General features: G+C 30.2%; 24 protein-coding genes. 17 read left to right on the plus strand and 7 right to left on the minus strand.

What is annotated here, in order from left to right; genetic code table 11:
- Positions 1–40: 40 nt before the first annotated feature.
- The 7 genes from WDZ41_04900 to WDZ41_04930 all read left to right on the plus strand — a co-directional run bounded on the left by WDZ41_04900 (position 41) and on the right by WDZ41_04930 (position 6,008).
- Positions 41–1,147, plus strand: coding sequence for an ATP-binding protein (locus WDZ41_04900; protein ID MEX0940672.1), 1,107 nt, complete (start codon positions 41–43; stop codon positions 1,145–1,147).
- A 70-nt stretch (positions 1,148–1,217) separates the two neighbouring features.
- Positions 1,218–1,400: a hypothetical protein gene (locus tag WDZ41_04905; protein MEX0940673.1), complete on the plus strand. Its 183-nt coding sequence runs from the start codon at positions 1,218–1,220 to the stop codon at positions 1,398–1,400.
- Positions 1,401–1,622: 222 nt separating this feature from the next.
- The gene (locus WDZ41_04910; GenBank protein ID MEX0940674.1) at positions 1,623–2,744 is read left to right on the plus strand and encodes an ATP-binding protein; all 1,122 of its coding nucleotides are present in this window, start codon (positions 1,623–1,625) and stop codon (positions 2,742–2,744) included.
- Between the two features lie 164 nt (positions 2,745–2,908).
- Entirely contained in the window at positions 2,909–3,274 is a 366-nt protein-coding gene (locus WDZ41_04915; GenBank protein ID MEX0940675.1) for a hypothetical protein, read from the plus strand.
- A 30-nt stretch (positions 3,275–3,304) separates the two neighbouring features.
- The gene (locus WDZ41_04920; GenBank protein MEX0940676.1) at positions 3,305–4,498 is read left to right on the plus strand and encodes an ankyrin repeat domain-containing protein; all 1,194 of its coding nucleotides are present in this window, start codon (positions 3,305–3,307) and stop codon (positions 4,496–4,498) included.
- 350 nt (positions 4,499–4,848) lie between these two features.
- Complete coding sequence (locus WDZ41_04925; protein ID MEX0940677.1) at positions 4,849–5,226, plus strand: hypothetical protein; 378 nt, start codon at positions 4,849–4,851, stop codon at positions 5,224–5,226.
- A gap of 317 nt (positions 5,227–5,543) precedes the next feature.
- Positions 5,544–6,008 (plus strand): hypothetical protein, encoded by a 465-nt coding sequence (locus WDZ41_04930; GenBank protein MEX0940678.1) that lies wholly within the window; start codon positions 5,544–5,546, stop codon positions 6,006–6,008.
- Between the two features lie 3 nt (positions 6,009–6,011).
- Here WDZ41_04930 and WDZ41_04935 read toward each other — a convergent pair whose 3' ends face one another.
- Positions 6,012–6,428: a 4a-hydroxytetrahydrobiopterin dehydratase gene (locus tag WDZ41_04935; protein ID MEX0940679.1), complete on the minus strand. Its 417-nt coding sequence runs from the start codon at positions 6,426–6,428 to the stop codon at positions 6,012–6,014.
- 95 nt (positions 6,429–6,523) lie between these two features.
- Here WDZ41_04935 and proS point away from each other — a divergent pair, with 95 nt between their 5' ends.
- Genes proS through WDZ41_04950 form a run of 3 tightly spaced genes read left to right on the plus strand, consistent with a single transcriptional unit; the run spans position 6,524 to position 9,658 of the window.
- Positions 6,524–7,945 (plus strand): proline--tRNA ligase, encoded by a 1,422-nt coding sequence (proS, locus tag WDZ41_04940; protein ID MEX0940680.1) that lies wholly within the window; start codon positions 6,524–6,526, stop codon positions 7,943–7,945.
- Between the two features lie 23 nt (positions 7,946–7,968).
- Entirely contained in the window at positions 7,969–8,868 is a 900-nt protein-coding gene (locus WDZ41_04945) for a tyrosine recombinase (GenBank protein ID MEX0940681.1), read from the plus strand.
- Between the two features lie 55 nt (positions 8,869–8,923).
- A complete protein-coding gene (locus WDZ41_04950; protein MEX0940682.1) occupies positions 8,924–9,658 on the plus strand; it encodes a hypothetical protein in 735 nt (244 codons plus the stop codon).
- Between the two features lie 12 nt (positions 9,659–9,670).
- Here the strand turns inward: WDZ41_04950 and WDZ41_04955 are convergent, their stop codons facing one another.
- Positions 9,671–10,333, minus strand: a complete 663-nt coding sequence (locus WDZ41_04955) for a hypothetical protein (protein MEX0940683.1) — start codon at positions 10,331–10,333, stop codon at positions 9,671–9,673.
- 54 nt (positions 10,334–10,387) lie between these two features.
- Positions 10,388–11,080: a hypothetical protein gene (locus WDZ41_04960; protein ID MEX0940684.1), complete on the minus strand. Its 693-nt coding sequence runs from the start codon at positions 11,078–11,080 to the stop codon at positions 10,388–10,390.
- A 292-nt stretch (positions 11,081–11,372) separates the two neighbouring features.
- On the opposite strand from WDZ41_04960, the gene dnaN reads away from it, so the two are divergent.
- The 4 genes from dnaN (at position 11,373) to WDZ41_04980 (ending at position 17,457) form a co-directional block, all read left to right on the plus strand.
- Entirely contained in the window at positions 11,373–12,494 is a 1,122-nt protein-coding gene (gene dnaN / locus WDZ41_04965; protein ID MEX0940685.1) for a DNA polymerase III subunit beta, read from the plus strand.
- Positions 12,495–12,506: 12 nt separating this feature from the next.
- Positions 12,507–13,589 (plus strand): DNA replication and repair protein RecF, encoded by a 1,083-nt coding sequence (recF, locus tag WDZ41_04970; GenBank protein MEX0940686.1) that lies wholly within the window; start codon positions 12,507–12,509, stop codon positions 13,587–13,589.
- Between the two features lie 326 nt (positions 13,590–13,915).
- Positions 13,916–16,447 (plus strand): S8 family serine peptidase, encoded by a 2,532-nt coding sequence (locus WDZ41_04975; GenBank protein MEX0940687.1) that lies wholly within the window; start codon positions 13,916–13,918, stop codon positions 16,445–16,447.
- Positions 16,444–17,457 (plus strand): hypothetical protein, encoded by a 1,014-nt coding sequence (locus tag WDZ41_04980; protein ID MEX0940688.1) that lies wholly within the window; start codon positions 16,444–16,446, stop codon positions 17,455–17,457. Before WDZ41_04975 ends, WDZ41_04980 begins: the two co-directional genes overlap by 4 nt.
- Here WDZ41_04980 and WDZ41_04985 read toward each other — a convergent pair.
- Positions 17,416–18,756: a hypothetical protein gene (locus WDZ41_04985; GenBank protein MEX0940689.1), complete on the minus strand. Its 1,341-nt coding sequence runs from the start codon at positions 18,754–18,756 to the stop codon at positions 17,416–17,418. The two genes, WDZ41_04980 and WDZ41_04985, sit on opposite strands and share 42 nt — an antisense overlap.
- 80 nt (positions 18,757–18,836) lie before the next feature.
- On the opposite strand from WDZ41_04985, the gene WDZ41_04990 reads away from it, so the two are divergent.
- Positions 18,837–20,477 carry a hypothetical protein gene (locus WDZ41_04990; GenBank protein ID MEX0940690.1) on the plus strand — a complete coding sequence of 547 codons (1,641 nt, stop codon included), beginning with the start codon at positions 18,837–18,839 and terminating at the stop codon, positions 20,475–20,477.
- A gap of 55 nt (positions 20,478–20,532) precedes the next feature.
- Here WDZ41_04990 and WDZ41_04995 read toward each other — a convergent pair whose 3' ends face one another.
- A complete protein-coding gene (locus tag WDZ41_04995) occupies positions 20,533–20,961 on the minus strand; it encodes a DoxX family protein (GenBank protein ID MEX0940691.1) in 429 nt (142 codons plus the stop codon).
- Positions 20,962–20,969: 8 nt separating this feature from the next.
- Positions 20,970–21,365 carry a vitamin K epoxide reductase family protein gene (locus WDZ41_05000; protein ID MEX0940692.1) on the minus strand — a complete coding sequence of 132 codons (396 nt, stop codon included), beginning with the start codon at positions 21,363–21,365 and terminating at the stop codon, positions 20,970–20,972.
- Positions 21,366–21,450: 85 nt separating this feature from the next.
- Here WDZ41_05000 and WDZ41_05005 point away from each other — a divergent pair, with 85 nt between their 5' ends.
- The gene (locus WDZ41_05005; protein ID MEX0940693.1) at positions 21,451–23,286 is read left to right on the plus strand and encodes a cation-translocating P-type ATPase; all 1,836 of its coding nucleotides are present in this window, start codon (positions 21,451–21,453) and stop codon (positions 23,284–23,286) included.
- A gap of 426 nt (positions 23,287–23,712) precedes the next feature.
- Positions 23,713–24,606, plus strand: coding sequence for a hypothetical protein (locus WDZ41_05010; GenBank protein ID MEX0940694.1), 894 nt, complete (start codon positions 23,713–23,715; stop codon positions 24,604–24,606).
- A gap of 8 nt (positions 24,607–24,614) precedes the next feature.
- On the opposite strand, the gene WDZ41_05015 is transcribed toward WDZ41_05010, so the two are convergent.
- A complete protein-coding gene (locus WDZ41_05015) occupies positions 24,615–25,106 on the minus strand; it encodes a crossover junction endodeoxyribonuclease RuvC (GenBank protein ID MEX0940695.1) in 492 nt (163 codons plus the stop codon).
- Positions 25,107–25,111 lie beyond the last annotated feature (5 nt).

Consider the following 25,111-nt stretch of genomic DNA (forward strand, 5'->3'; position numbering starts at 1 on the left):
AACTAAGTGTCATTGTTGGTACAAATTCAAAAGGGATAGTGTGAATAAAAATAATTACTTAATTTTTTTAATGATTTGCACAAATATATATGGAATGGAAGAAGATTCTCAGGCCTTTTCTAATAGTTCATTAAAAAAAAATTTCGTTGAATTGTATAATCATGAATTAACCCAAGAATCCGAGGGGACTTTTTATCAAGATAATCTAAATCAAACTCCTGAGAATAATTTAAAGAATGAGCTTAGGGAAACATTATATAAATTAAATGCAAAAAATATCTCAAAAAAAGAAGTTGATTCCAAATTAATAAAATTAGCATTGGAAAATTGCCCAAATAGGTTAAAAATTTTAATAAAAAAATTTGAAGCAAAAAAAGATAATCCAGAAGTTCAATATATTTTGCCAACCAGAATACTTTTAGAAGGGCCATCTGGTTCAGGAAAATCACTTCTTGCACAAATTATTGCCAAAAAGGCAAAGCCTAAAACTTATTTTTTAAAAGGAACAGCCTTTGCAAATGAGTATCAAAATTCTGGAGCTCAAAATCTGAATAAATTGTTTGAGCCGTTGTTAAAACTAAATAAAAAAGTAGCGATCATTATTGATGAATTAACTGCATTAGGGAAATGCTCTTCTTCTAACAATAATAATCGAGTAGATCCTGAGATAATAAAAGAATTTTGGATGTTATTAGATAAGTGTGATGAAAAAGATAATATTTTAGTCATTGCGACCGCTAATGAAATAAATCAGTTACCTCAACAAATTAAAACGCGATTTGCTATCGATTCTTTTTCTATTGATCACCCACAAAAAGAATTTCGACTAACTATATTAAAAGAATTTTTACCTGAATTTGGTAATTTATGTTACTGGCAAAAGTATTGGTACTTGTATCAAACAAGTAATGTATCAATAAGAGAACTAAGAGCTATAATTAGAAATGTACGATTATATAAAGAGGATGCCGAGAAAAATATTTGTTTTGCAGATATTTGTAAAGAATTATCCAATTTTCATAAATCGCAAAAAAAATATCAAATACCTATAAGTAAAAAAATTATGAACAATTTGCATTGGATAATTCCAACTATAAGTAGCATTTTATTGCAGCAGCAATTTATTACAAGGAAGTTTCTTCAATAGGAGAAACTATAAGATTTTTTAAAGATACTTTTGATCCTTTGGGTAATCTTATTCACCGAAAGATAAAATAATGAATAGCAGGGAAGCTTTAGAATATTTTAAAAATTTAAAAATATCGAAAAATGAACTTATGGATCGAATACAATCAGAAAAATTAGAATTAATAATAGATGCTCCTGTTGTTATTTATTCTAAAGATCTAATTAATCTTCTAAATACATATAAAAAAAAGATATTTCTAAAAATCAATTAATTGAATGGGTTAATACTATTTGGTTTTCAGATTGGTATGATTATGCAGATGAAGAAGCAAATTTAATTGCAAGTGTAATGGAAAAATTAGAAGAATTAGATGAAGAAAATAAAATTTTAATGGACAGCGATATTGATTTTTATATTGAAGTCTTATCAAAAAATAAAGAAATTTTTTAAATGTATACTAAAACTTTCTAACATTGATTAACAAGGCAATTAAATGATCAAATTTTATAAACTATTTTTTTTAGTGGTAAGCTTTAATCTTTTCAGCTATGAAACTCAAGATTTAATAGAGAATAATCCGTCAGATTCAAGCAAAGTGCCGCAAGAATATGTTGAGTGTTATAATTATGAAAGTAATGATTCAGTACAGTATGATGATTTAGGTAGAAAGTACACTCTTTTATATGAAAAGGAAGTAAACTTTAATAAAATAATGCAAGATTTACATATTGAAGATATTTCAAATATGTTTTTAGATGATGAATTAGTAAAATTAATAGTTTATAATTGTCCACGTAAACTTCGATGGCTTATTGGTGATTATGCTAAACAATTTTTTACTAAACAAAATAATTTGCCAACAAAAATTTTATTAACGGGGCCTTCTGGTACTGGTAAATCAACACTAGCTCATATTATTGCACAAAAAACTAATAGAAGAGCATATTTCATACGAGGATCTGCATTTTCAAATGAATTTCAACATTCTGGTATTCAGAATTTAAGTAAGTTATTCGAAGCATTGTTTGAGCTTGAAGTTCCGGTAGTGCTTGTTATTGATGAGTTAACTGCATTAACTAATCGTTATAATGAGCGGAAATTAGATCCTGGGATGGTCGAAGAATTTTGGATGTTATTAGATAAATGTGAAAAAAAAGGAAATGTTTTAGTCGTTGCAACAGCTAATGATATTGATCAGGTTCCTCAACAAATTAAAACGCGTTTTGCGGGGCACTTATATACTATTGAAAATGCGAGTTTTACTTTGCGAAAAGAGCTTATAAAATATTATTTCAAAAATTTTGACACTTTAAATTTTTGGCAACAATATTGGTTTTTGTATCAAACAAAGAGCCTTTCAATGCGAGAATTAAAAGATATCATTGAGAATGCAAAATTTTATAGTGTGCATAGGAATGATATTCGCATTAAACATGAAGATCTCAGCGGTGCTTTATCTGATTACAAAGCAGCACAGCAAAAACTAACTGTATCACTACAAAATGAAATGAAATTCCATTTGCCTTGGATAATTCCTACAGCAATAGCTACGATTTTAAGTATTTATCAGATATATCTGCATCAGCAATCACTCTCAATTAAGAAAACTGCATAATAATTAAATAAAGATGAGGGCTTGAAAATTGTTCTAAAATTGTTGCGCTTCTTAAAAAACGACCTTAATAAGTCAATAAATATTCAAATAGCAAATTTATTGACTTATTAATTTTTTTGCTTATAATAAAAAGAAATAAATACTTAAATTTTAGGGGTTAAAAAATGAAAAAATACCTATCTCTCCTTATATTGTCTTTCAGTTTGAATATTTGCGCAGTAGGGCCTGGAACAAATAAGCCTGATGATCTTAAAAAACAACAAGAAATTGTTAAACAGAATCAAAAACGCAAAGATAGTTTATGGGCTACCATTGGTTGTGTTGCTTTTGGTGCTGTTTGTACATATTTTGGACATTCGCTTATACATTACGAAGTTGCCAATAAGATGAATAGCTATAACGGACCGATTATGGCTACCTCTGGTTTAATGTCTTTGTTTGTGTTTAGCAGTGTCAATTTCTGTGATTTTCTAAAGGCCTTTTATAAGAAAAAAGAACTAGAAAAAGCGCCAATAAATCTTGGTAAATAAGTTCATTTTTCTTCAACGATGGAGTTGTGAATGATTAAAAATAATAAATTATATATGATTTTACTATCTTTTTTTGCAGTTTGCTCTGTTGGTGCGATGGAAATCGTACAAGATTTTTCTTTAGTAGTTCAAGAATTTCAAGAAGCTACCGCTCAAGGAGATCGAAGAAAAGTTATAAGTTTTTTACAAAATAAATCAATTGAAGAAAAAAAGACTTTGGTAGAAACTACTGATAATAAAGGTTTTACTCCACTTATGCTCGCGGCGCGTAATGGACATCAGAATATAATTGAAAATATTTTGATTGATATACACAATAATGAGTATTTAAATAGCTTGGAATATATAAATAGAAAAGCACAGACTAAAGATCCATCAAGACAAGTATCGGCATTGTGGTTAGCTGCTGAGTTTGGCCATGCTCATATTGTGCATACTTTATTGCTTTCTGGTGCAAACCCTAATGAAAAAAAAATTGGTATACCTCTTTTGAATTTTCTAATTGTGAAAGCATTGAATGGTAATCTATCATCATTATATAATTTTCTTAACGCAGAAAAAATAGATCCCAACATTCAAGATATGTACGGAAATACTCCTTTAATAACTGCAATACAATCTGTTGCAAATATAAACTCAGATCTTTTTACTGGAGAAGAACCAATAGAAAAAATAGTAAAATTGCTTATGGAAAAAAATGTTAATCGCTGGATTAAAAATAATGCAAAGCAAACAGCATCTGATATTGCAAGAGAAAAAAAATTAGACAAAATTATTGAGATATTAGAAGCAAAAGCTATACGAAAATTTCTTTCTGCTGCCGCTCAAGGAAATCTCGAAGAAATTAAAAAGCTATTTCAAAAAGAAAACAAAAAAATGTTCGTTAACGCAATCGATGAAGAAGGGCGTAATTCTTTAATGTTGGCGGCACGTAATGGCCATAATGATGTGGTTGAATTTATTTTAAACGATATACAAAGTTGTGGTTATGTAGATTTAAAAGAATATGTGAATAGAAAATCTAAGCATTGGATTCCATCAAAAAATGTATCAGCATTATTCCGAGCTCGTTATTATAATCATCCTGATGTTGTTAAATCCCTGCAAAATTATGGTGCTGATTCTGATGATCAAGATCTAACTGAAGCAAGTGGCACCGATGAAATAAATCAATTTTTTGATTTCATGAAAAAAGACTTCAGAGAATTGCTGAAAAAAGAATAATTTTTTTGTAAAATTTTTTATAAAAATGAATATGACTCAAAATTTTTCCATAATCATTTTTTTATGAAGTTGTCCGAAAAATTTGCCAATAATTTCACTTGTTTTAAAAACAAAAACAATCGCTTGAATGTATTTGGATTAAAAGTGCCAAGCTTATCAAAATGAGGCCAATTTGTTTTTATTTGGCTTATCAGCCAAAAATTATTTTAGCACAATAGCAAATCTGGCTAAATAAGTTCATTTTTCAAAAAAATCCGCTTATCTTCTATAATTATTTATCTCAATCAGTTGATTTTTTATTGTAATTTATATTAGAATTATAGTAGTTTGATAAATAAAAAAAGGAAAAAATGATGAAGAATAAAAATCTTTTACTTGTCGGTCTTTTTGGGCTTTCGAGTTTATTATGTTATGGGGCAGAAATAAAAGTAGAAAAACCTTTAAGTTCTATAACTAATAACACAAAAGAAGATGTAATTGTTATGATAAAATATATGGTACCAGGAGAAGCTGATATACCGACTTTAAAAAGTGAATCGACTACTAAACTTATGCCTTCATATTCTTTTGAAACTGATTTAACACCTAAATATGGGCGCGGTAGGGTTATTTATGAAAAACAAATAATTGCCACAACAAATGGCAAAATTGCTCAAAAAGCAGGTAAGGCTGGGCAACATTATCGTATTATTAAATCTAATGATTCGATAGAAATTAAGGAAAGATGATAAAAAACAACCTGATTCTATTTGAAAATTGCTTTGTTATTGAGGAAAATTTCATCAATTAATTCTGCTAAAATAAAATCATTGGCTGATAATCCTATTTCTTCAAGCTAAAAGCATCAAACTTATCAAAATGAGGCTAATTTGTTTTTGTTTGGCATATCAACCAAAAATTATTTTAGCACAACAGCAAATTTTGCTAAAATAAAGTTATTTAGCAATAATTCACCTATCTTCTGTAATTATTATTCTCAATCAGTTGATTTTTTATTGTAATTTATATTAGGATTATAGTTGTGATAAATAAAAAAAGGAAAAAAATGATGAAGAATAAAAAGCTTTTACTTGCCGGCCTTTTTGGGCTTTCGAGCTTATTATGTTATAAGCAAGCAGACGCAGCTCTAAGAGTAGAAAAATCTTTGAGTTCTATAACCAATAACACCGGAGAAGGTGTAATTGTTATGATAGAATATAAGGTGCCAGGAGAAGCGGATAGACCGACTGTAAAAAGTGAAGCGACAACTCTCAAAGATGAGAAATCTTTTGAAACTGATTTGACACCTAAGTATGGCCGCGGTGGGGCTATTTATGAAAAAAAAATAATTGCCAAAACAATTGAGACAGGCAAAACTGCTGAGGTAATAGGTAAAGCTGGACAAAATTATCTTATTAGTAAATTAGGCAGAGGAGATGATGCTCGGATCTTAATTGTGAATACTCGTTTTCGTTTACCGCAAATAAAATTGCCTCCAAGAGTTCCACGAGTTCGAATTCCTACTCAATAGTTATTATGATTGGAGGAAAATTTCATCAATTAATCCTGCTAAAATAAAATCATTGGCTGATAATCCTTCAATTGCATGAGTATATAATTGAATAGTTACTTTATTATAAAAAATATAGATATCAGGATGATGGCCTTCTCGTTCAGCAACTTTTGCAATAGCATTCACAAAGTGCATTGCTTGTATAAAATCTTTCAAAATAAAGGTGCGTTCAATTTTTTGTGGATGCTCTTCGATTAATTTCCATTCAGAAAAATCATTCAGTAAAAAATAAATTTCTCCTTGCAATAATGGTTGTACGCCACCTTCACATGGCGCGCATTGTTCATTTTTTATAATTTCCATAAGTTCCTTTTGATAGCTAAAGCTTAGAGAGCTTGCAAACATAGTATTTAAAACAATTATTCTTAATATTTTCATTACAATTCCTTTTTTTACTTTTTAATTGCTTCATAGTATTTTAGTAAAGATAAAAAATAAATTATAGATTCATAATTTTTATACGATTGCTTGTTATGAGTAAAACATTACCAGATATTAAAACACAATTTCCAGAGTGGTATCAAGAAGTTATTTATCAGGCAGAACTTGCTGATCAATCACCGGTGCGAGGTTCGGTTGTTATTCGCCCGTATGGATTTGCTATATGGGAAAATATTAGAGATACATTAGATCAACGAATTAAGGAAACCGGCCATCAAAATGCGTCTTTTCCGTTATTAATTCCATTATCGTTTTTGCAAAAAGAAGCGGAACATGTGGAAGGTTTTGCACCAGAACTTGCAATTGTTACGCATGCCGGCGGCAAAGAACTCGAAGAGCCATATGTGATAAGGCCTACTTCTGAAACTATTATTCATTATATGTTTGCCAAATGGATTAAATCATGGCGCGATCTACCGCTTAAAATAAATCAATGGGCCAATGTGGTACGTTGGGAAATGCGAACGCGGCCATTTTTACGCACAAGTGAATTTTTCTGGCAGGAGGGGCATACTGCGCATGAAACAGCGGAAGAAGCTGAACATGAAGCAACGATGATGTGGCGTGAATATATTGATTTATATGAAAATTATTTAGCCATTCCAGTAGTTTCTGGTTTAAAATCGGAAAGTGAAAAATTTGCTGGTGCTGATAAAACCTATACGGTAGAAAGCCTTATGCAAGACGGTAAAGCATTGCAAATGTGTACTTCGCATTTAATTTCACAAGCTTTTGCTAAAAGTTTTGATATGGTCTTTCAGGATCGTGAGGGTAAGCTTGCCTATCCTTATTTAACAAGTTGGGGATTGACCACGCGTTCAGTAGGTGCCGTTGTAATGGTGCACGGTGATCAAAAAGGATTAGTGTTGCCACCAAAAGCTGCGCCAATTCAAGTGATAATTATTCCAATTTATAAAAAAGAATCCGATAAAGAAAAAGTATTAAATATTGCTGAAAATATTGCAATGAGCTTAAAATCATTCGTACGTGTTGAGATTGACGCAAACGAACATGAAACACCGGGTGCAAAATTTTATAAATGGGAATTAAAAGGGGTACCGTTAAGATTGGAACTTGGTCCTCGAGATATTGAGGCTGGCCAAGTAATTATTGCTGATCGTTTAGGTTTATCCAAAGAAGCAGTTTCATTTGATAAGGTAAATGATTATATCAAAATTAAGCTTGAAGAATTGCATCAAGCAATGTATCAGCGTGCTTTGGATCGATTAAAGTCTCAATGGTATAAAGTTGAAAAATTAAATGAATTTGCTGATGATTTAACACAAAAAGGTGGTTTTTATCAAACCGGTTGGTGTGGTTCTGCCGAATGTGAAAAGCAATTAAAAGATTATAAAGCAACAATACGCTGCTTACTTGATGAAACAAGCTTTATAAGTTGCTTTAATTGCGATCAAAAAAGCAAAGCTGATATTCTTATTGCGCGAGCATACTAATCGAATGGAAGGAGATTAGTTTTATGAAGTCAGTACTTACGCAATACGAAGCATATTTGCTTACACAAAAGCGTGCGGCTCCAAATACATGCGATGCTTATAAACGCGATTTGGAGCAAGCGGCATATTTTTTAAAAGAGCATGAAAAAGATTTTGAAAATGCTACGCATGCCGATTTAAAATTATTTTTACACCAACTAGTAAACTTGCAACTGAGTGCACGAAGCCGTTCGCGTAAATTATCATCATTAAAAGCATTTTATGCATGGGCATATGAAATATTAGGTTGGGAAAATATAACAACTGATTTAGTATTCCCTAAATTAGAAAAACGATTGCCACAGTATTTGACTGAGCAAGAAATAGAATTGTTATTTGAAACGGCACAAAAAGACAGTTCAATTCTTGGCATTCGTAATCATCTTATGCTTTGTTTACTCTATGTTTCTGGTGTACGAATTACAGAAATGATCAAGTTAAAAATTGCCGATATTCAATTTGATAGTGGTTTTATAAAAATATCCGGAAAAGGAGGCCGTGAGCGCTTGGTGCCATTGCCACAAGGTGTGTTTTCTTTACTGCGCACTTACCTTGATACTACGCATAAAAAATTAATTTCATTGAAAAATGAAAATATCGAATATCTTTTTCCTATCGTCTATAGTGGTAAAGTTAAACCGATATCACGACAATCGTTTTGGATGATATTAAAACAGTTATGCAATCAGGCAAATATAAAACGCCCTGTTAGCCCACATACATTGCGCCATTCATTAGCGACGCATTTATTAAAAAAAGGTGTAAATCTTCGTTTATTACAAATGCTACTCGGGCATGAAAGTATTGCTACTGTTCAAATTTATACGCATATTGAAACCGATCATTTACGTAAAATTTATGATGAAAAACATCCGCGAGCTTAAAATAGTTTATTCGGGATTCTTTCTGATATTTATTCTATTTACCCCTTTGTATACTATGGAATCCATTACCGTTAATATTAATAATTTTCAATTAAAACAAATAACTGAAATACCCAATGAAATAACTAAGCATATAGTGTCTTTCTTGCCGCCAGATTCTATTCATAGGCGTTTATGTTTAATGCTACCAAGCTGTGCTTTAAATGAGTATGAAGTAGAAGAACTCATAACTAGGTATTTAAAAGTAGGCAAAAAGCACCCTGATTTATGGTTTAAAAAAGCATTTTCTACAAAAAAAATAGAATGTGGTTGGAAAAAATATTTACAAAGTCTTGATAGGCATTTAGATAATTTAATTATACGTAAATCAAAGCTAGAAAATTATCATCCGATAGATATATCGATCATGAATAAGGCTGAATTAAAAAAAACTATACAATTTTTAAATATTAAACGATTCGATTTATATTATTTGAAGAAATACAATAAAAATAAGTTGGATAAATGCATAATGCTGCATCTTATTATGCCGCTCTGTGTTGCGGCGGGCGTTTTCGGAAGTTTATTTATAGATGCTATTATTTTAGATCCAGATCCATTAGATTCTTCTTTTCAGAAAGAATTTTTTTTGAAGGCAATTACCAGTTTTTTATTTTGGGGAAAATCGATGTCTATTTTGAAAAATAATAAGTTTCTACAAATGAGTCGCATACACTCTACTTTAGATCATGATTTAAAATTTATCGAACAGCAACTTTTTAATATTTATGAACAAGAATTTATATTATAATTTACCCTTAAATTATTTCAATTTATACAAATGAACATCGACACTTTTTGACCACGTCATTGGTATCTTATACTTTTTAACCAATTGAAAACTTTGATGTTCTGGTAATTTACGTAAAGTAAGTACACGCAATCCTTTTTTAAGCGTAGCTAATTTATCAGTAATTTGTTGCATAAATTCATCAGACATACAGGTTGAAGCTAAATAAATAACGGTAGCATCATCAATATCACTTTTTAAGATATTTTCTTTTTTGAACTGTAATGCACGATTTTTTTCTAATTTATCTTTTTTTTCGAGCATTTTTTTTATATGTAATGCTTGCTTATGTCGTGAATCAGAAAGTTCTATCCCAACACTTTTTTTGACTGGTGAATCAAGATAAACCTTTGTAACCATGCGGCCAACACCGGAACCAAGATCATAAAAAATATCTTGTTTTGTAAGCTTGAGGTCATCTATGAGTATTTGTACACCTTTATCGGTTATTTCACCGTAGGTTGAATTGCCGCCTTCTTTTTCAATTAATGCGGTTTCTTCAGCTTCTATAATAAAACCATTTTTATTTTTGTATAATTCTTGCAGTAATGCATCATTGTTTGGCGTTATATTGAGCGAAAAACCAATACATAGAATATTCATGATATTTAATATAATATTTTGTTTTTTTTCCATTTCCCCCTTAACCCTATGCTAAAAGATAAAATATTTATTTTAATAAAATCAATATTATTGTAGTTGATACAAATAAACTGAAGTATTAGAGGACCATGTCATTGGTAGACAAAAAGTATTAACTAAAGTGAATTTTTTATGTTTAGGTAATTTTTTAAGCGTGACAATGCGTAGTCCTTTTGGCATGTTAGCAAGTTTATTAACAATTTTTTGCATTAAATCTTCTGAATAACAAGTAGAGCACATATAAACTACGGTGGCATCAGAAAGATCAGCTTCAGCAATATTTTGGTTTTTAAAATCTAAAGTACGATTAGGATCCAGATATTTTTGTTCTGACAATTGTTGTTTTATTGCCATTGCATATTTATAACGCGTTGGCGAAAGTTCTATCCCAACACTTTTTTTGACTGGAGTAGTTAAATAAGTTTGTATCGTCATTTTACCAACACCAGAACCAAGATCATAAAAAATATCTTTTTGGGTTAATTTAAGATCATTTAATAATTGTTGCGCTGATTCATAGGTAATTTCTCCATACGTGGGTGCGCCACCTTTTTGCTCGATCATAGCACTTTCAGTATTATCAATGCCAAAACCGCTAATATTATTATATAACGATTCAATAAGTTCTTTTGCTTTTTGATTATCAAGCGTTGTTGATGATAACGATGAAGTACTCATAGAAATGCCAATTACCACTATAGATACAACAGAGATACTCAAAAAAATAATTCTTTGATTCATGACACTCCTTTTTGCAAATGATAATATATATTTAAATTTACATTATTTTGAAAAGAAAAAAGGAGAGAAAACAAATTATTAATAAAAAAAACTATAATATTCGTATTTTTTAAAATTTTTTAATAAATTAAATTATATTATAATGAATAATATATTATGTATTTATATCGCCAAAAAAAATAATTAAATTTTAGTAAACAGAATCGATAAAAGTACTTTTGCTAAAATTATCTTCACTGTGTATACTAATTATAAAATTTTAAAGCATCGAAAATAAGATAAAAGGACTTCAATGGCTGGTAGCTTTGTTGTTGACCAAAAAATATTACTTTCTATTCTTTCTGCAATGCAACCTATTTGTTCAAAGCGGACTACAATTGATGCAACTTCATCAATTCTATTTCAGGTAGGGCATAAAGAATTAATACTTAAAAGTACCGATTTAGAAATAAGTTTACAGGCAACCTGTGAAATTAATGATAGTTCTTTTACCGATCAACAGTCTTTTTTAGTTTCAGGTAAACGTATTTTTGATTTAGTGAAAGAACTTGAAGGCGCTATTGAATGTTCTTTAGATAATCAACGATTTTCATTGCGCTCTGGTGGGGCACATCTTAATTTAAATATTAAAGATATTGAATCGTTTCCACCATTTCCTGAACGTATTGAAAATCTTACACATTTTGAGGCTTCTTTTTTAATTGAATTATTAGAAAAAGTAGCATTTTTAATTCCTCAAAATAACGCCAACCCTTCATTAAATGGGTTGTTTTTAGAATTTTCTTCAGAAGGTTTGATGATGACTACTACGGATGGACATTGCTTAGCGCAAATAAAAACAAATAAATATACATTAGAAGAAAATAAACAGTGGTTAATACCGCGTCGTGCGATTTTTGAAATAAAGAAAATAGTAGAAAATACTGATAATAGTGAAGTTTTCTTGGGTGTTTGCGGTAATCAATTAGTATTTTCAGGTGAAACATTCAATTTTTTTACTAAACTTCTCGCAGACCAGTTTCCGCAATATCAAGCTATTTTACAAAAAACTGATTTTTTGCCGGCAACACTTGATCGTGAACAATTTATTAAAACATTGCGTAGATCTTCTTGTTTATTGTCTGGCCAATTTCTGGCAACAAGATTTGCTTTTGATAAAAATGCGTTAAAAGTTTCGATGGAAAACAAGGAAGTTGGCACGTTAAATGAAGAACTTTCTTTGCAAAAATTTGATGGCGCTGAACTAGATATTAGATTTTATGCCCCATATTTATTAAATGGCTTACAATCTTTTGAAGAAAAAGAGGTAACGTTTTACCTAAAAAATGCTACTAAGCCAATTATTTTTGAAGCAAATAAGCCCGAATATCATGTAACCTATTTGGTGATGCCAGTGTCACCGACGACAAACTAGTTTTTAATAAGTGTGCAAATTTGTAATCTAGAACTCAAACATTTTCGGTGTTTCCCTCAGATAAAACTTGCAATAGAAGGACCATTGTCGCTTATTGTGGGCCCTAATGGTTCTGGAAAAACATCTATTTTGGAAGCACTTCATTACGCATGTTATTTGCGTTCTTTCCGTTCAAGTTCACCAAAAGAACTTATACATTTTGAAGAGGATAACTTTTTTATTAAAATTAATCTTCAAGATTATGAAATTCAATTTAATCATGACATTCAGATTGGTTTTACCGGAAAAAAAAGATTGGTCAAAGTTGATCAGCACGCAATAAGCTCTTATAAAGAATTGATAAAATATTATCGAATAATTACGATTACCGAAGATGATATTGGACTTATAAAAGAAGGCCCTGACATCCGTCGTACCTTTATTGATCAGGCTTGTGCTCTTATAAATCCAGATTTTATTCAACAGCTGCGTACTTATAAACAAATTCTTCAGAACCGTAATGCATTACTACAAGGTAATAATGTAGATAATGCTTCATATGAAATATGGACGGCTCAATTATTTGAAAATGCCCAAATAATCCAAAAACATAGACAGGCATTTTTAAAAAACCTAGAACAACAAGCTAATAAATTAATTGGCGAGTATTTTGATTCAGTTAAAATTGCTTTTTCTTATCAAGCCAAAAAAAAGACGCTTGATGCTACTTGTTTAGAAGATTTTTTGAGTCGACATGAGTCTCTAAAACAGCAAGAATATCTCTTTAAACGATCTCTTTTTGGTCCTCATTTAGATGATATAAGCATACAATTTAAGGGGAAAGCATCAAAATCATTTGCTTCAAGAGGGCAACAAAAGTTGCTTATTCTTCTTATAAAAATAGCCCAATTGCAAGAACTAACCAAAGCACAGGGCCCAGTAATATTGCTTTTAGATGATTTCATGACCGATTTTGATGCCGAGGTTGCCCAAAAGCTTTTGAAAATACTTATGAATTTGTCTACACAGCTTATCTTTACTTCCCCCGTAGAAGCTGGTACTTTTGAGCAACAATTACTTAAATATGGCGCGCAGCGATTATTATTGACATATTGAAACAAGGGGCTTAGGTCTAATCTTTTTATATTTTGGCTGTTTGACAGACGTGAAAAAAATACCTATACTGGTTGTAGTTATAGTTTGAAATTGTGGCATCTTTATGATGTATTCAAAATAAAAAAAATTTGACTTTTTTGCAATTTTATTCAAACTAGTATCTTACTAGTGGTTAAAAACCACATTTAACATAGGCTTCATTACTACTCTCCTTTTTTCCACCGCATTGATTATATCAATGCGGTGGTTTATTTTTTATATCATTCTGTTTTTTGATGCTTTTTGGTAGCCTACAAGTAAATCTAGGTAAAAAAAGGAGTATCTTCGTGAAGCGAATATCGTTTTTTTCTATTTTTTTCATCAGCTGCTTGCCGCTATCCATGAATGCAATTATTGGTACAAAACTTGATGTCCCCGAGCATACGCCTCATATTATTGTTCATTTTAAACGCCCACCAAAAAATGAAGCTGAACATAAGCGTTGGAATGAAATCATTGAAAAATCATTAGAACAAATTAATAAAAAACTAGCGCAAGAAGGTCTTATTACTCCTTTAAAAAAAGAACAATTATTGCAATCATTTTGGGATATATTCAAGCAATGGTATTACAAGCTTTTTTACAAAAAATATTCACCTGAATATCCAAAAAAAGAAAATAGAGCTTTTTTTGTGCGCACTGACCGAGATTTTGGCTCATATACCATGCATATTCCTTATGGCGTATCTTATGAAGTATTTCAAAAATATTTAGAAGAAATTTATACTCAATATGGCGTTGAATTTCATATGGATAAGGATGCGCCCATACAAATAACGCAAAAACCTAATATTGGATTTGAAGGAGAGCATTTTACTTTAGAAAAACTGGAACAACTCAAAGCCAGTCAATTAGTTAGTAAAACAAAACAAGAAATTGCTTTACTAAGCCCGAAAAAAGAAGAAAATAAACAAAAAATTGATAAACTTACGCAAGAGCTGAATCATATTTTAAAAATGAAAGAAGCATTATCTTGGCATTTATCATTTCCTACTACGGGAATTTTGCTCAAAGAGCCTTTTTATCCACCGGCTTATCCATATATACCCCATTTTTTCAGTCTATGGCAATTAGCACCCCAAAAAGGACAACATATTCGCGTTGCGGTTATTGATACGGGCGTAGCGGCTTATGCTATTAAAGATGATCCTGCTTATAGAAAGCATAAAGATTTAATGATAAGTATGAAGCCCGGCATGCATAATTTTAATATTGTGAGCGCAGATGGCCTAGATCCAATAGAACAATTAATTGAACTTATAAAACCATATATTGATTCCAATCAATTCAATCAAGAATATTTGGAGGATATGTTGCCTGAATGGATTAAAGCGTACTTAATTAATAATAATGTGCAGCCAATTAAAGATTATTTACAAAAAAATGGGAAATCAGATCTTATAATGCCTATTGGTTCGTTGACAAAAAAAGGTGAAGAAGCACTTAACGCGATTACTACGGGACGATATGGTATTAATCCTCATAAATCAGGGATTAAAAAGCCCTTTACTATAAAAAAGTTAATTGAACCGTATGAGCAAGATGTAATACTTGAATTATTACCTATGCCGAAAATTACAAATGAAAAAATTACTTTTGTAGCAGGACATGGCACGCATACGTTTGGTTTAATTGCAGGAAAAGCCCAAAAAGAACCCAATGATGATCCTGGTATTTTTGGCATAGCGCCAAATGCAGATGCTTTTATGATAAAAGCATTTCAAGATTCTGGTGTAAGTGAAAAATCAACGCTTATTGCTGCGCTTAAAAAAGCAATTATTCATGATGCAGATGTAGTAAACTTAAGTTTAAAAATAGCAGATAATTTAGATTTAACTGAGCATTCAGCACAATTATTAGAACGTATGATTGATCTCATACCCTATGCCGTTGCTGCATCAGGTAATAATGGCGACCCTCATTTGCCAAATTATGCGGGAGAGGTTGAATCCTATCCGGCTCGATTTGCTTCCGTGGCATTTGATGTTGGTGCATTTTTATATCGTAATGGCAAAGCTATTATTGCTCCCTTTTCTCAATACGAACCCGGAGTGGGGCCTCTTTTTGTTGCACCCGGGTTTGATATTTTAAGTAGTGGTTTGGTACCAGGGCAAAAGGAAGATTCAATTTATGTGTTTATGGCTGGTACTTCCATGGCAGCACCAATAATGACTGGTTTTGTTGCGCTGATGTTGGGAGAATTTAAAGATAAATTTACTCGCGAACAATTACTTAAAGTTTGTTATACGTCGGCCTTTAAGCTCGAAGACAATGAAGAATGGCAAAAAAAAGTTATTTTAGGTGTACTCGATATGCGCACGGCATTATTCATTCTTCACGTTCTAGAAGCATTCAAGAAAAGTATAGAAAATAGAAATCTAACATTTAATATTGAAAATCAATTTGATTATGTATTACAGGCGATTCGTTATATTTTAATTGATGAAACGCAAACTTATGCAAAAGATTATTTGGATGGTGTGGCGTTTCGTACAAACTATATGGCCTATTTTAATAAAGCACAAAAAAATAAAAATAAATTTGATAAAACAAAATATTTTATGCCAAAAAACTTGCAAGAAGCTGTTGATTACATCGTAAATACATTGCTTCTCAGTTTGGGTGAAAAAATTTTAGAAAAACATGCATCTCAGGAAATTATTAAAAAAGTTTCTGAGCTATTTGGACAACCTTCTATTGATTTATTTGTAGATTTACCAGCAGCAGCAAAAGAGCGCTTAATTACAAAGGAAACTGAAAAATATTGGGCTAATAAAGCTGAAGAAGTTAAGCTTGCAAAAGGACAAGCAATTATATGATATATTTTTTATATTCGTTTCTTTTTATATCTATTTTTTCCCAGGCGCAGGAATATATATATCCTGTTTCATATTCAGCCTTTGAAAATGCTATTTATTTTATCTATCAAAAAGATTTAAATACGGTAGAATTATGGAAAAAATCGTTAAAATCTAAAAAAATGGTAAAAGCACTCCCAAGTAGATTTATTCCTGCCGCATTTCGATTACTTCCCGATTTAAAAAGCTTTAGTTTTATTCATAATGATGCCATTTACATTAAATATTTTAATAAGCGCTCGCCAAAACGTATTGAATTTTATGAACCAATTTATGGTATTAATAATATTGAATGGATTGATAATGAACATTTTTACTTTGCCGCACGCTCATCAGGCCAATATAAAATTTATAAAAGCGATTTGCTTGGTAACATTGAATGCTTAATTAATCCTAAAGTTGGTGATGTTTTATCACCACAAATGATAGGAAATACTCTTTTTTATATTGAAAAGAACATGGATAAGAAAAGCTATCAGGTGGTTAAAAAAGATGAGCAAAAAAAGACTTTTTTGTATTTTTCCAATAAGCCAATTAATTTTTTAAATATGCTTTCTGATTTTTTTGGTTTTTTTCTTGAATATTTTCCGGAATATACTAATGATCGTATATATTTTTCTTATTTTTGCATAAAAAAAGACCAAGCAAATTGGTGTGTGCAAAAATTATTTAATTTTTCAATTCCTGCAGCTTATTTAGTTGACACCGAATACCGTTTGTATGAATCAATTTTGCCTTTTTTGCCGCGATATTTTGATGAAAAAGTCTATTTTTGCGATTGTTCTCATAACAATTTAGGTGTGCTTGATATTTTTTCTTATGATTTTATTACTAAGATTATAGAAAAAAAAACAAACGCTATGGATGATAATAGTTCATATATTTGTCCCTTAATAGTAGATAATCGGTTATGGTATGGAAATTTGTCTTTAATAAAAAGTAATCGCTGTTACGATAATGATTGCCAATAATATAAAAGGCCAATATAAAAGCTTAATAATTAAATTGTCTTTGTATTGCAGTGTTTTTATGTCATATATTGCAAATGCAATACTATTGGCCGCAACACCAATAATAGCTAAGTAAGTTACACCAAAGAGATATTCCATGTAAGCAGTTCCACCTACTCCTATAGCTTGTCTTAATTCCATTTGGCTGGTAATTAAAACAAATAAAAGTCCACTGCAAACACCTAAAATACTTAATGTTGAAAATCCAAGCAATGTGGTTAATTGTTGATGTTTTAAAAACGCAAGTAATGTTATAAATAGTATAATCATGCAAGAAAAAAATAGAATAAAGAATGTCAATGCAGTGCCAATAACATTACGATTCGATAAGAGATAATAGTAAAGCTGGGGAAAAGCATCATATTCAAATTCTTTCATGCCAAAATTTGTATTAAAATTTTCCTTTTTTAGACCATAAAAACTTTCTTTTAAGTGCCAATGAGGAATATAGAGTGCATTTTCAATGCCAGGAAAGATAGTTGGCGTAAATATGCTTTCGAAATCCGGAATTAATATAACATTCTTTTCAAAATCCTGATGAGTTAACCTAATTTTTGTATGTCGAAAATCAAATGGATATTTTGATAAATCAAATCGTTGAAATATATGAGCGGTAAATCGCCAGCCCATAATTTCATAATTTTCAGTGCTATGGTCATAAATTTTATCAATATATAGTGTTGCCGCATCAGGAAAAATAATTCCTCGCGCAATATCTTTGGGAATTGTTTTTTTGTATTTTTGCCAAACTATGCCATTTAAAATGAGGCCAGGATAAATTTCATTGTCTTTACGGGTAAAAACCATGTGGTCAATAAATAAACCGGTTGGTATTTTTATATATTTTTCACCGTTATCTGGATATGTATTAAAAAAATCATTGATATCTTGTTTTGCATAGATTGGGTTATATTCACCATATTTTAATAAATGTTTGGTGTGTATTCGATACCATAGGGTGTTTAATGCAATAAAACACCCTATAGATATAAGCATCGATATAATCCACCAATGATTACTTTTTTTTGCATAACGCAATCCAATAATAATCATGAGAGCAATAAATGAAAATAATGATAATAACAGAAACCCAATAAATATATGGTTAAGCTGGTTAAATTTTTCTACTGATAAAACTGTTGTTTTCTCTAGTTGCAACGATTCAAATGAATAAAAAAGCTTTATAATAATGGGGATACTTAATACTACAAAGATACTAAGAAAATATATGAGTTTTTTTCTTATATTTTTGAATATCATTATTGCTTCCCTTTTTATCAATAGTATACTTAATGCAATTAAGAAAAAACCATATTTTTAGCTATAAAAGAAATTTTTCTATGAAATCAAAGATCAAATACTTAATTTATTTTTTTATAAGCTTCAATTGTTTAAGCATTGAAAACAAAATCCTCAATTTAAATCAGCTACCATTAGAACTTAATCTACATATTTTTGAATATGCTTACTCAGAAATGCTTTCGGAATCTAAACTTGCATTCTCGGGAGCACTGTTAAAAAGAATATATATTGAAGATCGACAAAGAGAAGCAAAACCAACAGAAATTAAAAAAATTTTATTGGAACATTTTGATAAAGCGAAAAAAGAATACTTAGAGAAGTTGGAGAGATTAGTAATTGAAACTGCAAAGCCATTTTTAAATATAGAGTTAAAAAAATGGAAATATCTACATTTTGGTTCAAATATCATAAATATGCATATTGAAAACGACAAATATATTAATATAGTTGATCAATATGGATTGCATCAATTTGATTTAGATGCTTATCCAGAACAACCATCATCAATATTTAAACGTTTTTTGCAATCATTTAAACAGGGGTTTCCTACTTTAAAAAATTGGGTATATAAAGTAAATTTTGATTGCAGTAAGGGCATTATTGATCTTGGAGGGCACGCTTTTGGCAATCAAAACCACAAAATTGTTTTTTCTAATAAAAGTAAACGCGTACTTTTTAATTATAAAAGCAATAAAATTGAATCAAACCTAGAGCTTTTTGATGAAAAATTTAAAAATCCGTTCATTCGAGATATTAGTCCTGATAATCGATATATATTAGTAGAAATTGAACCCTACTATTTACTAGTTTATGATTTGCTTGAGAATAAAGAAATATTGAAAATTAATGACAAGAGAGCGGTAAAATTTACACGAGATGGTTATTTATTAATAGCGACTGAATGTCGATTCGAAATCGAATTAGAAAAAATAGATATATCAAATAAAAATAATAAGCGGCCGGCTATTAATTGTAAGATAGCTTATAATCTTTACGGTAGTTATCTTTCAAGTTATTTATGTGGAGCAATTAGTCCGCAAGGCAATATAGCTATTGCTTATTCTAATGAAAAGTGTACTGAAATAATAATTCTTTCTGCTGATTTAAAAAAATTAGATCAATTTTTATTAGATATTCCTATAAAAACAATAGAATTTTCATTAGATGAGAAATTTTTAATTTCACCGATAGGTGAAAGAGCTCATATAATTAATATAAAAAATCAAAAACACCCTATCATTAGTGGTCATTATGATAAAATACATTACGATAATAAAACAATTTCCGGTATAAATGATGAAAATGTATATATTGCACCACGTACTGATAGGTTATCCCATCAACAGTTGTTATTTTTAGACCGTGTATTTAAATTGCGTACCCTTAATAATGAAAAACTCATTAAGGAAGAAAGAAATAATTTATTAAAAAATCCCATTTTATCTGAATTTCAACCGCAATTATTTAAAGATTTTCTTGTACGTGCCATTAAAAATGGTAATTCAAATCCTATCGTTATCCAACAATCGATAACATTAGTTTCTGCAATGAAGCAATTTCTACAAGAAGCGATCTATTATTGGCCGTTCAAATTTATGCACATATTGATACCGATGGGGTCAATAGGGGCTATTGGGGTTATTTGCTATCTTGCATGCCGCCGCCCCAACAATTTTTAACATAATATATATTATTTGACAAAAAGAATTCTTCTTAAATTATAAATTTTTATTTTTATCTTAAAAAATAATCAAGTGAAAATCGTCCACCACCAGCAAAAATTATTCCCCAAAATACAAACATTAATGATAAAGGATGTGACAGTGTACTGAATTCATCTCCTTTGCCAATATGATAAAGAATGGCTACAAGCATAACACAACTAATTAAGAATGCTGCTAAGCGTGTTGCCAATCCTAAAGTAAGCGCTATGCCACCAAAAAATTCACTTACTGCTGCACATAAACCCCAAAATATTGGCCAAAATGTTATACCGAGATTGCTCATTTGGCTACCGATCCATCTCCAATTTTCATAACCACCAATTACTTTACCGAATCCATGCTTAATAAATATTCCGCCTAATCCTAAGCGAATAATGAGCAGCCCAATATCTTTTGCCCAAGTACTATTTGATAATAATATTTCCTTAATGCCATTCACAGAGCTCCTTATTTATTGATATTCATATAACTTATAATAAATATTAATGCATTGATAATATAGATTGCCGTACATAATATGCAAAGAGTTTGTATTTTAAAATACAAAATATAAGCAAGAATTAACGAAATAATCACTGAAACTAAAGAGCCATAAAACACCGTAGTGCTGTAACCCAAATAAGCAGCAATAAAAATAAATATATAAAATATCATACCAATAAATGAATTAGAAAAATAAAATAGTTTGCCATATTTACTTAAAATTGGTTTTGAACATGAAATTTTATCTGAAATATCACAAGTTGGCTTATAGAGTGGTTCGTGCTGAATTTTTTTTTCAATAAAGTAAGCATATAATGAAATAAAAAAACCTATTGCCGCCAAAATTAATATATAAATCATTCAATCTCCTTTAATATCTTTTATATGCAATTTATCATATCATATACTGTGAATGATTTAAGAGTAAATCTTTGAGGGAAGAAAAATGATCAGGGCATTATTTGTCAATTATCATGGGTTTTTTTTATTGTATATTTTCAGTATTTTAGCTTTATTTTTCGTTTCTTTTTTTTATAATCTTGGCCCTTTTTTTATATATTTTTTGTTAACACTTGCGCTTATTCCAATTATATATAAAGCAATTTTAGAATTAAAAAAAAAGCAGCTTGGCAGTGAAATTTTTTTCATTTTTGCAACTATTATTGGTTTAATTGCGCACGAAGAACGCGCCATTTTAATTGTTCTACTTATTTTATTAATCGCTCATTATTTGCAAACCATTATTGAAGAACGAACTGAAAATGCAATTGAAAGCCTAATTCAATTATTGCCAGAAAATGTGCATGTTATCAAAAAAAATAAAGAACATACAGTGCCTTTACATCAAATTAATATCGGCGATCATGTTCTAGTAAAAACAGGAGAAAAAATTCCAGTTGATGGCATAATTATTGAAGGCTGTGCTGAAATTAATGAAGCTTCATTAACGGGTGAAAGCCAACCTTTAATGAAAATGGATGGTCAATTAGCATATGCAGGAACTTATATTGAAGCAGGAAGTATTATCATAAGAACAAAAAAAATTGGTAAAGAAACACGCTTTGGACAAATAAGCCTGTTAATTGAGCAAGCATATAAACAAAAAGCTGATATTACTACTCTTGCAGATCGCGTCGCGCGATATATTTCTATCTTTTTTATTTTTTTTATTATCATAACATGGTTTTTTATGCGTGATTTAAATGTTATAGTATCGCTTTTAGTTTTTGGATCTCCTGTAGAATTAATTCTAATAACGCCATTAACTATACTTGCTGGCATCGCGGCAGCATTTAAAAATGGCATAATTGTTAAAGGAGGATATTCATTAGAGCAACTCGCTAAAACTGATGCAATGGTTTTTGATAAAACTGGAACGCTTACTATCGGTAAGCCTGTTGTAACGAGTATTCGATCGATAAATCCGCAATTTTCTGAGCAGGATATATTATTATTTGCAGCAATTGCAGAAAAACGCTCTGGACATGTTATTGCACAATCAATTTTAAAAAAAGCAAAGCAAGAAGGATTAGAAGTTCCGGATCCATCTCGATACGAATCAATTACGGGACACGGAATTGAAATTGTATATAATGAAAATATTTATTTAGTTGGTAATAAACATTTTATTGAAGCCCCTGAGCATGGCAATATTTCTCTTTCTCATGCAATATCCTGTGAATATGCGCATTCGACAATTTATGTTGCACAAAATAAAACTATTTGCGGTTTTATTTGTATAGCTGATGAAATTCGTCAAAATGCACAAGATATTATTCATGAATTAAAAAAAGAAGGTATTAAATCAATGTTAATTCTCAGTGGCGATAAACAGGAAATTGCTGATCAAGTGGCAAAAAAACTTGAAATTGATAATGCTTATGGAGAAGTAATGCCTGATGAAAAATTAAAAATAATAGATGCATTGAAAGCAAAAGGCCATATCGTAACTATGATTGGCGACGGTATTAATGATGCGCCAGCATTAAAATATGCTTCAGTCGGTATTGCAATGGGTGCGATGGGTATGCAACCAGCCATAGAAGCTGCCGATATTGTCTTAATGTCAAACGACCTAAATTTGCTTGTTTTTATTTATAAATTAGCAAAAAAATCCTTGCGCATTATTAAACAAAATATTTTTTGGGGACTCATTTTTACGCATGTATTGGGAATAATTTTAAGCTTACTTCGCTTTTTAAATCCGGTGCAAGCAGCTTTATTCCATGCCATACCGGAAATATTAATTTTCTTAAATACCGCACGGTTACTTTTATTTTAAATTATAAACAATCAATTATTTGCTAATATACTGATTTTTTATTCAATTTCACAATAATTATCCAGCTTGCTGGGCAATATGAGCTTTTTTACAAACTACCCTGCTTTCTTGCGTTCCCCGACTATATAAACGTAAATTTATTTTTTTGTGCTCTGAGCTTTTCTCTAATAAATAGTCTAGAAATTCGTTTAAAAAAAAAGTCTTTTTTTATTAAATCAGAAGACACAGAAAAAATAATTTTTTTTTCTAAACTTTTGTTTTTTGCTTGGTTTTGTTTTTGTTGAATATGCAAAGAACAATAAGGCGAACTCAATAGTTGGATAATTAATAAAATAATATTTGAAAACATTTGTTGCTTTTTTCTTAAATTTTGAATATTTTCATTATTATAATTTTATTCAAAAAATAATAATTTGTAAGGGGATTATGAAAAAAAATCTTTTGTTCTTGGCTCTTTTTGCATTTTTTAACGGTACAATATTAGGAATGGATTGTACTAAGAACAGAAAAAAAGAAAAAAAATGTGAAATTATTTCAAAATTACTTCCTATTATCAATAGTAAGTTACAACAATTTGAAAGTACGGCAGATACACTTTATTTTATACATCGTCCGATGCAAAATTTAGTTATGCCACTTTCTCATATGGAAAATTATCAATCAAAATCACATATTTTTGATTTGAATGATTATCCAAGTGTTGAACAGAAAGCGAAATTTTTTATTACTTATAATCGCTATAATAAAAAAGATGTTAAATTGGCAAGAAAAGTTTTTGCATTTTTTCTTGGTTTATCACCGCTGCTTTTAAATAAACCATGCCATTTTTGGCTTGAATCTTTTTTAGAATGTATCAATAAGTTATTGAAAACATATGAGTCTACGATTACTCAATTACCACTTTCATTGCAAGAATATCTATTCTCATCTATGATTGCAGACTTAAAGTTATTGGCAAATTTGCCGTATGAAATGAAATATACTCAGAAAGGTATCGCATCCGAACGGTTTAAAGAATTTGTAGCTAGCTTTGCGCATATGATTACACTTCAGACTAAATTATGCGAAACTCATATTCAAATACATAGAATTTTAATGCCAGATTTTTCTACCAGGTCTTTATCAATAATGGATTTTTATAAAAAATGTTTTGATATGAAAAATTGTACAAATATAACACTAAATAATCATGAAACAAAAAACACCGTAATAGCAAATCTATTAGCTATAATTACGTATCAATATCAAAATCCCCATGAAAATAAACAATTGTTATCTAATTATATTGCATTTTTAACCGAAAAGCTGGATAACCTATAGTAAATTTTTTAGTAATGAGGTATAAAAGTTTGTTTTTGGCGCCATATTGCACAAAGAGTTACTGCTACGGCATCAGTAACATCTGATTTTTCTGGAGATACTAAGTGAGGAAATAATCGCATTATAATGCGAGCAACTTGATCTTTTTGTGCTCCGCCAAAACCAGTAACTGCTTGTTTTACTTCTCGTGGTGAAAATTCATGTAAATTGAGTTGGTGAGTATTAGCCAATAAATAAAGTATACCACGCAAATAGCCAAGTTTTAAAAAATTTTGCGCATTTTTGCCCAAAAAAGGTGTTTCCAATGCTAAATCAGTAATGTGATGCGTAATAATTTTTTCATTAAAATAAGTATTAAACATGCCAATTCTTACTGATAGAGGTTTGCTACTTGGTAATTTTAAATAGCCACAATCTAATAGAAATGTTTTCGTTTGTTCTTTTTTGATAACACCGTAACCGGTTGCTGAAAAACCAGGATCAATGCCCAATACAATCATTACTT

The organism is Candidatus Babeliales bacterium, from assembly GCA_040879965.1.
In the GTDB taxonomy this organism is placed as follows: Bacteria; Babelota; Babeliae; order Babelales; family JACPOV01; genus JBBDJI01.

Bases quoted from the DNA above. Each gene is read 5' to 3' on its own strand.
- WDZ41_05005 (MEX0940693.1), top strand. From the start codon at position 21,451: ATGATCAGGGCATTATTTGTCAATTATCATGGGTTTTTTTTATTGTAT.
- WDZ41_04985 (MEX0940689.1), bottom strand. From the start codon at position 18,756: ATGATATTCAAAAATATAAGAAAAAAACTCATATATTTTCTTAGTATC.
- dnaN (MEX0940685.1), top strand. From the start codon at position 11,373: ATGGCTGGTAGCTTTGTTGTTGACCAAAAAATATTACTTTCTATTCTT.
- WDZ41_04990 (MEX0940690.1), top strand. From the start codon at position 18,837: ATGAAATCAAAGATCAAATACTTAATTTATTTTTTTATAAGCTTCAAT.
- WDZ41_04950 (MEX0940682.1), top strand. From the start codon at position 8,924: ATGGAATCCATTACCGTTAATATTAATAATTTTCAATTAAAACAAATA.
- WDZ41_04935 (MEX0940679.1), bottom strand. From the start codon at position 6,428: ATGAAAATATTAAGAATAATTGTTTTAAATACTATGTTTGCAAGCTCT.
- WDZ41_05000 (MEX0940692.1), bottom strand. From the start codon at position 21,365: ATGATTTATATATTAATTTTGGCGGCAATAGGTTTTTTTATTTCATTA.
- WDZ41_04960 (MEX0940684.1), bottom strand. From the start codon at position 11,080: ATGAATCAAAGAATTATTTTTTTGAGTATCTCTGTTGTATCTATAGTG.
- WDZ41_05015 (MEX0940695.1), bottom strand. From the start codon at position 25,106: ATGATTGTATTGGGCATTGATCCTGGTTTTTCAGCAACCGGTTACGGT.
- WDZ41_04910 (MEX0940674.1), top strand. From the start codon at position 1,623: ATGATCAAATTTTATAAACTATTTTTTTTAGTGGTAAGCTTTAATCTT.
- WDZ41_04915 (MEX0940675.1), top strand. From the start codon at position 2,909: ATGAAAAAATACCTATCTCTCCTTATATTGTCTTTCAGTTTGAATATT.
- WDZ41_04955 (MEX0940683.1), bottom strand. From the start codon at position 10,333: ATGGAAAAAAAACAAAATATTATATTAAATATCATGAATATTCTATGT.
- WDZ41_05010 (MEX0940694.1), top strand. From the start codon at position 23,713: ATGAAAAAAAATCTTTTGTTCTTGGCTCTTTTTGCATTTTTTAACGGT.
- proS (MEX0940680.1), top strand. From the start codon at position 6,524: ATGAGTAAAACATTACCAGATATTAAAACACAATTTCCAGAGTGGTAT.
- WDZ41_04925 (MEX0940677.1), top strand. From the start codon at position 4,849: ATGATGAAGAATAAAAATCTTTTACTTGTCGGTCTTTTTGGGCTTTCG.
- WDZ41_04920 (MEX0940676.1), top strand. From the start codon at position 3,305: ATGATTAAAAATAATAAATTATATATGATTTTACTATCTTTTTTTGCA.
- WDZ41_04930 (MEX0940678.1), top strand. From the start codon at position 5,544: ATGATGAAGAATAAAAAGCTTTTACTTGCCGGCCTTTTTGGGCTTTCG.
- WDZ41_04980 (MEX0940688.1), top strand. From the start codon at position 16,444: ATGATATATTTTTTATATTCGTTTCTTTTTATATCTATTTTTTCCCAG.
- WDZ41_04905 (MEX0940673.1), top strand. From the start codon at position 1,218: ATGAATAGCAGGGAAGCTTTAGAATATTTTAAAAATTTAAAAATATCG.
- WDZ41_04945 (MEX0940681.1), top strand. From the start codon at position 7,969: ATGAAGTCAGTACTTACGCAATACGAAGCATATTTGCTTACACAAAAG.